Source organism: Bacteroides sp. ET489, from assembly GCF_030518095.1.
Classification (GTDB): domain Bacteria; phylum Bacteroidota; class Bacteroidia; order Bacteroidales; family Bacteroidaceae; genus Bacteroides; species Bacteroides ndongoniae.
In genome coordinates this window covers 1-13,638 of sequence record NZ_JAULLJ010000020.1, presented here as the reverse complement: position 1 = coordinate 13,638, position 13,638 = coordinate 1, and the positions used below count along the sequence as shown (strand labels likewise).

General features: G+C 43.9%; 7 protein-coding genes. All 7 read left to right on the top strand.

Annotation, left to right across the window (positions count from 1 at the left end; translation table 11 throughout):
- Positions 1-33: 33 nt before the first annotated feature.
- Positions 34-2,787, top strand: coding sequence for a SusC/RagA family TonB-linked outer membrane protein (locus tag Q3C19_RS11600; RefSeq protein WP_302729464.1), 2,754 nt, complete (start codon positions 34-36; stop codon positions 2,785-2,787).
- Positions 2,788-2,802: 15 nt separating this feature from the next.
- Entirely contained in the window at positions 2,803-4,470 is a 1,668-nt protein-coding gene (locus Q3C19_RS11595; protein ID WP_302729462.1) for a RagB/SusD family nutrient uptake outer membrane protein, read from the top strand.
- A 131-nt stretch (positions 4,471-4,601) separates the two neighbouring features.
- Positions 4,602-6,605, top strand: coding sequence for a heparin-sulfate lyase HepC (hepC, locus tag Q3C19_RS11590; RefSeq protein WP_302729460.1), 2,004 nt, complete (start codon positions 4,602-4,604; stop codon positions 6,603-6,605).
- Between the two features lie 40 nt (positions 6,606-6,645).
- Positions 6,646-8,196: a sulfatase gene (locus Q3C19_RS11585; protein WP_302729458.1), complete on the top strand. Its 1,551-nt coding sequence runs from the start codon at positions 6,646-6,648 to the stop codon at positions 8,194-8,196.
- Between the two features lie 12 nt (positions 8,197-8,208).
- Positions 8,209-10,392 (top strand): alginate lyase family protein, encoded by a 2,184-nt coding sequence (locus tag Q3C19_RS11580; protein WP_302729456.1) that lies wholly within the window; start codon positions 8,209-8,211, stop codon positions 10,390-10,392.
- 44 nt (positions 10,393-10,436) lie between these two features.
- Positions 10,437-11,882, top strand: a complete 1,446-nt coding sequence (locus Q3C19_RS11575) for a sulfatase (protein ID WP_302729454.1) — start codon at positions 10,437-10,439, stop codon at positions 11,880-11,882.
- A gap of 30 nt (positions 11,883-11,912) precedes the next feature.
- Positions 11,913-13,388, top strand: a complete 1,476-nt coding sequence (locus Q3C19_RS11570; RefSeq protein WP_071149031.1) for a glycoside hydrolase family 30 beta sandwich domain-containing protein — start codon at positions 11,913-11,915, stop codon at positions 13,386-13,388.
- Positions 13,389-13,638: the final 250 nt, after the last annotated feature.

Sequence of the window (13,638 nt, the reverse complement as noted above, 5' to 3'; positions counted from 1 at the left end):
TGATTCAATGAACAAAGTAACAAGAATGTACTTATGAAAAGAAGTATGAAATTTATCGCTGCTTTTTTACTGTTGCCATGCGTAGCAACGGCACAAGTAACAGACAGCATTCAACAATATGGACGAGGTATTTCTTTCAATATGAAGGAATCGACTGTCGCAGGGGCAATGGCTACATCCGAACAGATTTCGCATAAGACCAGTATTGACCCGTCGAATTCATTGTATGGACTAATTCCAGGATTGCAAGTCCTTCAAAACGGAGGATACGCCTGGGACGATGGCGCTACCTTATATATACGTGGAGTAGGAACCAGCAACAGCAGTACGCCGTTGATTCTGGTAGATGGATTTGAGCGGGAAATATCTTCTTTGACCGTCCAAGAAATCGAATCGGTTACAGTTCTGAAAGATGCTGCATCGTTGGCACTTTACGGTATTCGTGGAGCCAATGGAGTAGTATATATTAAGACCAAACGTGGTGCAGTTCATGCTCCGGTAATTAATTTTGGATATGAGTTTAATTTCTCTACTCCTAATCGTTTGCCTGATTTTGTAGATGGATATACGTATGCGCAAGCGCTGAACGAAGGCATGAAGAATGATGGACTGTCTCCTCGTTACAGCCAGCGTGAACTGGATGCCTTCCGTGAACAGACGTATCCGGAATTCTATCCCAATGTGAATTGGTGGGATGAAGCATTGCGCGATCATGCTTATGGCAACAATGTGAATTTCTCGATTAGTGGAGGTGGTGAAAGGGTGCAGTATTATGTACAGTTGAATTACCTGAATAATTTGGGTATTTATCAGCCTACTGAGGAGAACGACGGATACTCTACACAGTTGAAATACTCTAAAATGAATATTCGTACCAATCTGGATATCAAGGTGAGCAATACGACGAAAGTGAAGTTGAACTTGCTGGGAGTTTTCTCTGAGAACAATCGTCCTCAAAGTGATATCTCCGATGTGTTCGGAGCGTTGTATCAGGTCCCTTCTGGTGCTTTCCCTATTAAAACTTCGCAGGATATATGGGGGGGAACAACTGTGTATTCCAATAACCCGATCGCAAACATTGCAGGTTCCGGATATTTACGTACACAGGGGCGTACCTTATATGCAGATATGAGTATTAACCAGGATTTGAATTTCTTATTGCCAGGTTTGTCAGCCACTGTAAATGTTGGTTATGACAGTTATGGATTCTATCGTGAAGGAAATGTACGTACGTATGCCTATCAGTCGGCAGTAAAAGGATGGGATGGCGCAGCAGATACTTATACAAAGTTGCGTGAAGAAACTGATTATGAGTTTAGCACTTATCTTCAGACAATGGATACGCATTTTAACTTTAATACTCAGGTCAATTATGACCGTAATTGGGGAGAACATAAATTGAATGCTGTATTGTTGTATTCCATGGATAAGAAAACGGGACGTGATCAAAATAATAAATATGCGTTTATGGATGTAGTAGCTCAAGGTCACTATACTTATAAAAATCGTTATATTTTAGATTTTGCCTTGTCTGGTTCTGCATCAAGTGTTTTGGAACCGGGTAACCGTTGGGGAATATTTCCTTCGATCGGAGCAGGATGGATACTTTCAGAAGAAGATTGGTTGAAATCGGATAATCTGAATTTGTTGAAGCTGAGAGCATCTTATGGTATAGCAGGACGTGCAGATTTTGATGCTAATCTGTATAAATATTATTTTGGCAGTGGAAACAGCTATTATTTCAAAGATACTCCTGCCAGCCAGTCTGGAATGAAAGAATATCGCATTGCGGTGGACGGGTTGACTTATGAAAAGTCTCATAAGCTGAACGTGGGTGTTGATTTGATGGCTTGGAATAAATTGTCTTTGACCGTTGACGGATATTATGATCATCGTACCGATATTTTGGTTGACGGTAGTGGAGCGATTTCATCGGTATTTGGTATGACTGTTCCTAAACGGAATGATGGTATTATCAACAGTTACGGAGTGGATGTAGCTGCTAACTGGACCGATCATATCGGAGATTTTACTTATCAAATCGGTGGACAGTTCTCATTTGCCCGTAATGAAATTATTGAGATGAATGAAGAATACCGTCCGTATGATTATTTAAAACGTACCGGTCATTCAGTTGGACAGATTTTCGGTTATGAAGTGGAAGGTATTTATCAAAGCCAGGAAGAAATTGATCAGCGTGATGTTAAACAATATTTGTCAGATGTTCGTCCCGGTGATTTGAAATTTAAAGATCAGAATGGTGACAAGCGTATTGACCAATACGACCAAGTGGCTTTAGGATATAATGAAACTTGTCCGGAAATCTATTACGGATTTAATGTGGGTGCGGAGTATAAGGGATTAGGTTTTACTGCTTATTTCCAAGGAGCTGCCAATTATAGTAAAATATTGGATACGAAGAGTGTATATCGCCCGTTGGTATCGAACAATACCATATCTCAATATTATTGGGACAACCGTTGGAGCGAGAGCAATCCGAATGGAACATTGCCCCGTCTGACTACGCAAGGATCTGATAATAACTATAATACCAATTCTTTGTGGGTAGCCGATGCTTCGTTCTTGAAATTGAGAACGTTGGAAGTATATTATCAGTTGCCGGAAAAATGGCTGAAGAACATTGCTTTTGTAAAAGGTATAAAGATCTTTGGTCGTGGACACGATCTGTTCTGTGTGGATGGAATTGATATTGCCGATCCAGAGTCTATTGGCGTTGCTCATCCTACAATGAGACAATATGCGTTTGGTTTTAATTTGAAGTTTTAATAAAACGTGATTAAGATGAAGAATATTAAAATAAAAGGACTTGCATTGCTTCTGTCGTTGTTTACGCTTACTGGATGCGACTTTATGGATTGTGATGAGTCCGATAACTATACCAAAGAGGATGTTCTGGATAGTTATACTCGTGTAAAACAGTTGGTGACGAACATTTATGGATATTTGAAAGCCGATTTCTGTTCGATAGACGGAGCTATGCTCGATGCTGCGACAGATGATGCTATTCATATATACGATTCTTCCAACATTCAACGGTTTGTGAACGGTACTTGGTCTGCGAACAATACGGTTGATGATCAGTGGAGCAATTATTACACAGGCATTCGGGCTGCCAATTTGTATCTGGCAGAGACAGCTAATCTGACTTTCGATGACTGGAAATATTCCGATGAATATGAGAATATGATGAAGTGCTTTAACAATTACAAGTACGAAGTACGGTTCCTGCGTGCTTATTTCTATTTTGAGTTGATCAGACGCTATCATAATGTTCCTTTTGTTACAGAAGTATTGACACAGGAAGAAGCTAATCAGGTTACTCCCGCTACCTTTGAGACGATTGCACAGTTCATTGTGGACGAATGTTCTGATTTAGCTAACTATTTGCCGGTGGATTACAAGAGTTTTCCGGATGCAGAGACTGGTCGCGTTACCAAAGGTACGGCATTGGCTTTAAAAGCACGTATGTTGCTCTATATGGCAAGTCCGTTGTATAGCAGTGACAATGCGGAGAACTGGAAAAAAGCAGCCAAGGCTGCTTATGAAATCATTGGCTCTTCTTCCGAGCTGGGCTATAAACTGGTGAATTATTCCGATTTGTTCAATGATACCAATAACAAAGTTGCCGAAGTTATTTTAGCTCGTGCCACTGGTGAGAACGGAGATTTTGAGAAGGCTAACTTCCCGATGGGAGTAGAAGGCGGTAGCACTTCCACTTGTCCTACTCAGAATTTGGTGGATGCTTATGAAATGACAGACGGCTCAGCTTTTGATTGGAGCAATCCTGCCATGAAAGCCAATCCTTATGCGAACCGTGACCCTCGTATGGGAATGACTATCGTTTACAATAATATGAAGTGGCCGGTTAACAATGTTGAAATCTGGGAAGGAGGAGCTAACGGACTTCCGATTGAAAATGCTACAATAACAGGTTATTATTTGCAGAAGTACGTCAATAATTCCATCAGTTTTGAGTCTGGTAGCAAAGTGACTGCTAAAAACCATAACTGGATTCTGTTCCGTTATGCTGAAGTATTGCTGAACTATGCAGAAGCAATGGTGAATGCTTTCCATAATCCGGATTATAAGGATGGTGAACTTCCTTTGAGTGCGCGTGAAGCTGTCAATCAGGTGCGTGCCCGTGCAGATGTAAATATGCCCGAACTGCCGAGCGGAATGAGTGAAGCAGATTTCGTAAAGCGTCTGAAGAATGAACGTCGTGTAGAGTTGGCTTTCGAAGGTCATCGCTTTTGGGATGTTCGTCGTTGGAAGGATCTGGACGAGACAGCTGATATTTATGGCGTTAAGGTAGTGAAGAATGGTGATGACTTTGAATATACCAAATTCTTATTGGAATCACGTACCATAACAGACAATTTATATTTCTATCCGATTGCTAATACAGAACGGTTCAAGAATCCCAATTTGGGACAGAATCCGGGTTGGTAATAATTGTCTGGACAGGTAATAAGATTGTTTAAAGTAGGTTACACAGATGGACATGAATTGAAAAATGGTGTGGAAGTCTGTGTAACCTTATTTTTTATCAGATTTGCAAATTTGTAGTGAGGATTGATACCATGAAAACTTTGAGATTTATTTTAGTTGTCTGCTTTAGTCTGTTTTCTGCCCTAATCCAGGCGCAAACATTGCGGACGGAAGTTTTTGATTTGCTGAATTTGGATTATCCCGGATTGGAGAAAGTGAAAGATGCCTGTGGAAGACAACAATGGAAAGAGGCCGCTGAGCTTTTGCTGGATTATTACAGAAACCGTTCCGGAATAGTTTATCCTGATTTGGACTTAGAACATATCAAAGCCTCGAAAAGAGACTGGCAATGGGCCGATGATGCATTGGAGCATACCTTTTTTGTACACGAAGGATATCAGCCTTCTTTCAATTATGGCAAAGATATAGATTGGCAGTATTGGCCGGTGAAAGATAATGAATTGCGCTGGCAATTGCATCGTCACAAGTGGTTTACACCTATGGGAAAGGTATATCGGGTATCTGGAGATGAGAAATATGCTCGTGAATGGGTGTTTCAATATATGGACTGGATTAAAAAGAATCCTTTAATTGAAATAAACGATGATGATTTTCAGCAAGTCATTGAAGGTAATCTGAAAGGAGATAAAGAGAATATGCGTTATGCCTGGCGACCGCTGGAAGTCAGTCACCGCATACAGGATCAGATACCTCAGTTTTTGTTTTTTAATTCGTCGAAGTTCTTTACTCCGGAGTTCCTGACAGAATTTCTGGTGAATTATCATCGTCATGCCGCTCATATATTGAAGCATTACACCAAACAAGGCAATCACTTATTGTTTGAAGCACAGCGTATGGTATATGCAGGTACCTTTTTTCCGGAGCTGAAAGATGCGGAGAAGTGGAGAAAGAGCGGTATTGAGGTGCTGAACCGGGAAATAAAGAAACAGGTATATGCCGATGGAGGACAGTTTGAACTGGATCCTCATTATCATCTGGCGGCCATTAATATCTTTTGTAAAGCACTTCGCATGGCCGATGTAAACGGATTCCGCCAGGAGTTTCCGGAAGAATATGCACAGACAATAAAAAATATGATTGAGTTCTATTCGAATATTTGTTTCCCTGATTATACAAACCCTTGTTTCAGTGATGCCAAGTTGGGTGAACGTTCTGGAGAAATCCGAAACTATAAAGAATGGCTTCAGCTATTTCCCGATTGCGAATGGATTCGTTTTTATGCAACCGAAGGGCGTGAAGGAACTCCTTTACCTTACTTGTCTCATGCGGCAAAGGAATCAGGCTTCTTTACGTTTAGAACAGGTTGGAAACAAGATGCTACGGTAATGGTTGTAAAAGCCGGACCCAAGGGAGAATGGCATTGCCAGCCCGATAATGGCACTTTCGAACTTTGGGTGAATGGTCGTAATCTTTTTCCGGACAGTGGTTCGTATATCTATGCCGGACATGGTGAAGTGATGAAGCTTCGAAACTGGTTCCGACGGACAGCTTCGCACAATACACTGACACTTGATGGCAAGAATCTGGAAACAACGCAGTCGGTTACAAAACTTTGGAAGCCGGAAGGCGATGTGCAGATTCTGGTGACAGAGAATCCAAGTTATGCCGACCTGAAACATCGGCGGACGGTCTTTTTTGTCGATCAGAAGTTTTTTGTGATTGTAGATGAAGCGGTGGGTACAGCCACTGGCACAGTGAATCTGAACTATCATTTGGCTGAAGGAGAAGTTTCTATAGATAAAGCAGATTTTGCGATTACAACGTCTTACGAAGGGGACAGCAATGTAAAGTTACAGTGCTTTCCTGAGCAAAAAGCCGTGATGAACGAAGTGGAAGGATGGCGTTCTACTGCCTATCGGAAGCGGGTACCTCGTAAAGCTGTTACGCTGGATGTTGAAAAGAAAGGGAAAGATGCAGTGCGCTATATCTCTGTTATTTATCCGGTGAAGAACGCTGATAACGCCCCGAAAATATATGCATCTTTTTCGAACAAACATTTTCAGGAGGATGGTGTAGAGGTTACAGTAATGATTGACGGGAAAAAGTTTAACTTAGCTGCCAATTTACAAAAGTGATGAAATAAAACTATGGATGTTTTTTAATAAATAGAAGAATATGGAGTTTTGTTTTGATAAAATAAAATGGGGACTTCCTTTTACATTTGCTGTTGGAGTATTTACGCAGGCATTCGGACAGGAACAACGACCAAACCTGGTGTACATATTTGCAGACCAATATCGGTTGAATGCATTGAGTTTATGGAGCGATCCGGCATATCGTAATGTTTTGAGTACCGTGGGTGATCCTGTTCATACGCCCAATTTGGATCGATTGGCTAAACAGGGCGTTGTCTTTAGTCGTGCCTGTAGTACTTGCCCTTTAAGCAGTCCTCATCGTGCCATGTTAATGACAGGAATGTTCCCTGAGAAAAATGGGGTAGATACAAATTGTTTTAAAGGGAAAAAGCAAGGCATTCCAGACAGTATTGTTTGTTTTACAGACGTGCTGGCAGCATCGGGATATGAGACCGCTTACGTAGGCAAAACGCATTGGCACCGTACCGAACCTTTATTCGATAAAAAAGGAAATTATGTAGGTACTACAGAAGAGCCAGGAGGACATTATACCTATAATTATGATACTTACATTCCGGAAGGAAGAGGTCGTAAAAGTAATAAGTTCTGGTTCCAGCAGTTGAGGGATAATCATTTCAATGCGGTGGCCTATTCCAACCGTCCGAAATTGGTCGGAGGGAAGAAGGATGGAGAGGCTTATTTTTATCACCGTTTTACTTCGGAAGTTGAGGCTGATGTTGTAATTAAGTATTTAAAAAACCGTGAAGGGGAACGGGATTCGTCTAAACCTTTCAGCCTGTTTTGGAGTTTGAATCCTCCTCATACACCCTATTCCAGTGTAAGCGATTGCCGGGAAGAGGTCTTTAATAAATATTATAAGGACTTAGGTTCTAAGGAATTGTTGCTTCGTCCCAATGTAGAGTATGGCGAAGGCAAACAAGCGAAAAATTTGGAGAGGTTATCACTGGAAGCCAAGGTTTATTTTTCATTGGTTAAATGCATCGATGATGAGATTGGCCGGGTTCTGAATGCTTTGGATGAGGAGGGACTGACTGATAATACATTGGTGATATTTGCTGCCGATCATGGAGAAATGATGGGAAGCCATGGCAGAATGGCCAAAGGTGTGATCTATGATGAGGCTTTGCTGATTCCATTCATAATGCGTTACCCGGCGCAACTGAAACCGCAAATAAATGATTTGATGATAGGAGCACAGGATATTATGCCAACTTTGTTGGGCATGCTGGGACTGGCTGACCGACTTCCTGATACGGTGAAAGGGAAAAATTATTCTCAGGGCATTCTTACCGGTGATTTTGGTAGCGTCCAGAAGCCTCAGTCTTCTTTCTACTTTATGCTGAAAGAGAAAGGAGTGCGTACCGACCGTTATTCTTATGTGGTACAAAAGGATGGCAATTATCTGTTGTTCGATAATATAAAAGATCCTTATCAGCAGACTTCGCTGACACTGGAAGAGATTCCTGAAAAACAGGCTGAGTTTTTAAAAACAGAATTGGGCAATTGGTTAAAAGTATCGGAAGATACATGGGCCAAGGAGAGAAAATTTGCTAATAGGATTAATTATTAATAGGATGGGGCTATGAATTTGAGATCGATATTACGTGTTTTTGTTATTTCCTGCTGTTCACTTTCATTGCATGCACAGTCTGTTTGGGATAGAAATCATCTGACGGATGTCAAGCAGTCGGTGCAGGATGCTTATTATGCCGCTTCGCTGCAGGAACTGAAAACGCAAGCGGATGGATATTTAAAGATCGGAGCCGACACTGTGGATACACAACAACCGTTATCCGGAGTTGAATGTGAATCTTCATGTAAGCGGGTGGATATGATTTCCGATCGAATCACAACATTGGCTTTGGCATACTTTTTTAGTGAGGAAGAAATTTATGCTCAAAAGGCTGTTGAGCTGATACGGACGAATTTCCTGGATAAGAATACCCGGATGACTCCGGACAATTTTGATGTACTCGAAACCTATCCGTTCATTGAAATGCTGGATGCTGTACAGTTGCTCGAAGCTTCCAGCCAGCTGACTTCCAAAGATGCTAAGAGGTTGAAAGCCTGGTTCGCTGATTTACTGGACGGTATGCAAGCCTCTTCACAAGAAGTGGATGCGAAGGCATGGGCCGGCCATCGGGGAACGGCTTACGATGCGCAAGTCATAGCTTATGCCTTATATATAGGTAAAAAGGAAGTGGCTGATAAAGTGATAGAATCAATTCCTGTCAAACGTATTTTCAAGCAGATAGAGCCGTCGGGGAAACAACCTTATGAACTGGACTGTAAACACTCTTTTGATGCTTCACAGCGTAATCTGCATTATTTGATTGATATCTGTCTGATGGCCAAGCATCGGGGATTGCAGATTGATGGCCTTGAGTCGTCGGACGGACGTAGCCTTTACGATGCGATGGATTATCTGGCACAATTTGCCGGAAAAGATGTAAGTGAATGGCCTTATCGACAAGACGATGGATGGGATTGTACGCAACAAAAGTTGTATCAGGACCTTTATCGGGCAGCCGTATATCTTGACACCAACCGTAGAGGGTACTTGAAGGTATATGACACACATCGGATAATTGACTGGAAAGACCGTTTTAATTTGTTGTATGCGGTTCCTTCGTCCGTGGATAATGCTTTTGCTTTTGCTTGCCGGCAGTTGGATTTTGCTATTGCTGCGACCAACAAGGCAAAGAAACAGAAAGATAATATCTGTAAAAGGAAAGTGATTCCGCGTAGTATTGCCAAGGATGGATCGTTGGCATTGGTATCGCCTTACGACTGGTGCTCAGGGTTCTTTCCGGGCAGTTTGTGGCATGTTTATGCTTATACGAACAACGATTATTGGCGTCAGCAGGCCATCAGTTTCACCTGGCCACTGGAAGAAGTGAAGCGTTATAAGGGTACGCACGATCTGGGCTTTATGGTGAATAACAGTTTTGGAAAGGCTTATCAGTGGACAGGAGAACGTTCTTATAAGGATGTGGTGATACAGGCTGCCAAGACTTTGGTTTCGCGTTACGATGATCGTGTGAAGTGTATTCGTTCCTGGGACTTCAACCGGGATCGTTGGAAGTATCCAGTCATTATAGATAATATGATGAATCTGGAAATGCTGTTCAGCGCTACTCAGCTGACAGGTGATTCTCTTTACTGGAGAGTGGCCGTGAACCATGCCAATACAACGATGAAGAACCATTTCCGTAGTGATTATTCTTCCTATCATGTGGTGGATTATGATCCGGCTACAGGTGCAGCCCGTATGAAGTGCACCTATCAGGGCTATTCGGATGATTCGTTCTGGAGTCGTGGACAGGGTTGGGGACTGTATGGATATACTCTGTGCTACCGCTTTACGAAAGAGGCTGCTTATTTACGCCAGGCCGAGGCTATTGCCGATTTCATATTGTCTTGGTCCAATATGCCCGAAGACGGTGTGCCTTACTGGGATATGAAAGCTCCCGGCATTCCGGATGTCCCTCGTGATGCTTCGGCTGCTGCGATCATAGCTTCAGGCTTGTACGAACTTTCGGAGTATGCCGATATGGAGAAAGGCAAGAAGTATAAGGCAGCAGCCGATAAGATAATTGATAGTCTGAACCGATCTTATCAGTCGGAATACGGGGCAAACTATGGCTTCCTGCTTTTGCATTCCACCGGTTCTGCTCCTCACGAGAGCGAAGTGGATGTACCTCTTTCGTATGCCGATTATTATTATTTAGAGGCATTGTGGCGCAAGCGTAGTTTGGACAACTAAAGCTGGCTGCATGCCGTTTTCTTAAAAATCAAAACTTTGGTATTATGTTCTATCCTTCCTTCTTCTATCGTAAACCCTCCCGGGCAGTCTTGCTGGCTGCTTCGTGTCTGTCCGTATCTGCCTTGCAGGCTCAGGAAAAACAAAATGTGCTGTTCATCGTGGTAGATGATTTGCGTCCGGAGTTGGGATGCTATGGTAGCGATGTGGCCATTACACCTCATCTTGACAAGTTGGCAGAGCAGTCGGTAGTCTTCCAGAAGGCTTATTGCAACGTACCGGTGAGCGGAGCTTCCCGCTCCAGTTTGCTGACGGGAGTATATCCCGATATTGTCGAGGGTCGTTTTGTGGATGCTGAAACCCGTTCGGAGAAAGATCTGCCCGGCGTGGTCACTTTGCCGTTGGCGTTTAAGAATGCCGGGTATTATACGCTTTCCCTTGGCAAGGTGTTCCATCATTTCGATGATCGGACAGACAGCTGGAGCGAATCGCCTTGGATTGTGAGTCCGGCCAGTGGCGACTGGGCTTTGTACAACAAGTGGAATGTATGGAAGACGGAAATTCCCGAAGCCGAACTTCATCCGCAAAGTCATCGTGGCCCCTATTGCGAAGCGGCCGATGTGCCCGACAGTTGCTACGAAGACAATCAGATAGCCCGTAAAGCGGTGGCCGAGTTGAATCGTCTGAAAGAGATGGACCGTCCGTTTTTCCTGGCTGTCGGATTCCGTAAGCCTCATTTGCCGTTCATCGCTCCAAAGAAATACTGGGATCTGTATCGGAGGGAGGACATCAAGATTGCCGATAACCGCTACCGTCCCGAGGGCTTGTCCGAGCAGGTGCAAGGTTCCAGGGAGATATTCCAGTATACACGGGTGACCGATACTTCGGCCGAGGACTTCCATCGCGAGGCCTGTCATGCCTATTATGCTTGTGTCAGTTTTGTCGATGCACAAATCGGACTGGTATTGGATGAACTGGAGCGGTTGGGACTGGCCGATAATACGGTTGTGGTGTTGCTGGGCGATCATGGCTGGCACTTGGGCGAACATGACTTTTGGGGAAAGCATACGTTGCTTCAGCAAGCTACTCATGCTCCGCTGATGGTTCGTTGTCCGGACGCAGCATCAGGACAGAGCCGTAGCATTGTGGAGTTTGTAGATATCTATCCTTCTTTGTGCGAGGTTTGCGGCATCACGTTGCCCGAACATCTGCAGGGGCGCAGCTTTCTGCCGGTGCTGAAGAATCCTGAAGCAAAACATCGTGATTGTGCTTTTATTCAGTGGGGAAAAGGAGTGAATGTAGTAACGCCGGAATTCAGTTATGCCGAGTGGTACGACAAATCACAAAGCCGTGTAGTGGACGAGGCGCTGTTTGACTACAGGCTCGATCCGCAGGAAAACAGAAATGCAGCCGGAGAGAAGAAATACCAGAAGCTGATAAAACGTTTCAAGGATTTCATCGGTCGCAAAAGACAGGAAATCCATTTGCGGTAAAATAGGAATACTAACTTTAAATAGAGAACCATGAATCTGAAAAAAATCTTTTTGCTCGGTGGGCTTTTATTCAGCCTGTCGGGTATGTACGCTCAATCCATGGTGTGGATTAGCAGTACCGAAGGAAACGTCTGGAAGGAAGCGAAAGTGAAACTCCAGGCCAAGTGTGAGGAGGCTCCTTTGCTGAAAACGGATGGCACGGATTGCATACAGACCTTCCAGAAGTGGGGGACCTGTTTTAACGAACTGGGCTGGGATGCTTTGAACATGCTGCCGTTGGAAGGCCAGGAAGAAGTGTTGAATCGGATTTTTGCTCCCGGTGGTGAGTTGAAGTTTACGATGGGACGTATCCCCATGAATGCCAACGACTATGCACGCGACTGGTACAGTTGTGACGAAGTGCCGGGCGACTTTACGTTGAAATACTTCAACATCGACCGCGACCGTCAGACGCTTATCCCTTACGTGAAGCGTGCCTTGAAGGTAAATCCCGACCTGACGTTCTGGATTTCTCCCTGGTCGCCTCCTTCCTGGATGAAGGTGAACCATTATTATTCCGTCAAGAGCAATGCCAAGGTCAACCGTCTGCCTGCCGAAGCCGAAATAGCCCTTTACGAAGGAGTGGAGAATGTAGACAAGCGTTTCTATCCCAAGCAGGTTACCGAGAACGACTACTTTATCCAGGATCCACGTTATTTGCAAACCTATGCCAATTACTTCTGCAAGTTTGTGTCGGCCTATCGTGAACTGGGGGTTCCTGTCAATCGGGTCATGTTCCAGAACGAGCCGTGGGCTTATTCCATCTATCCTGCTTGTGCCTGGACACCCGAAGGCATCATCCGTTTCAATGTAGAGTATCTGGCACCTACGCTGAAGAAACAGTTGCCCGATGTACAACTTTACCTGGGTACGCTGAATACGAATCGTATCGAGCTGGTCGACCGTGTCTTGTCCGATCCCCGTATGAAAGATGCTGTTGAGGGAATCGGTTTCCAGTGGTGGGGCGGACAGATTTTGCCCGAAATCCGTAAGAAGTATCCCGACTATAAATACATGCAGACCGAAAGTGAATGTGGTTCGGGTACGTTCGACTGGAAAGCTGCCGAGCATACTTTCCATCTGATAAATCACTATCTGGGGAATGGTTGCGAAGAATATACCATCTGGAATGCCATCCTGTGCGACGAAGGTACCAGTGCCTGGGGATGGAAACAGAATGCTTTGATTCGGGTGGATTCGAAGACAGGAGCCGCTACTTATACTCCCGAATACTATGCCGTGAAACACTTCAGCAACAAAGTTGTTGCAGGTACTAAGGTGTTGGCTTATAGAGAAAAAGGTGAGGATGGGCTGCCTGCCATGCTGTTGCTTACGCCGGATAACAAATATCTGGTTGTAGCTGCCAATTTCAACGATGATGCCCGTCAGCTGACAGTTCAGTTGGGTGGCAAGTACCTGACTGTAAGTCTACAAGGCCATTCGTTTAATACGTTTTATGCCAAATGATGTCTGACTGAGGACATTGAAAATGAATAGAAGGGTCGGACGGGAAGAGTTTCCCAGTCCGGCTTTTTTGTTTTGCAAGGCTTGCAAAACAAGTCCGTGAACCACACTTGCACGGCTCATGAGCGACACTTGTACGGCTCGCGAGCCACACTTGCAATACTCGTGAGAGTTACTTGCAATACTCGTGGACTTTATTGGCAATACTTATTACGCTGATTAATTACCGATGTTACGCGGCTAAAGTAGGTAG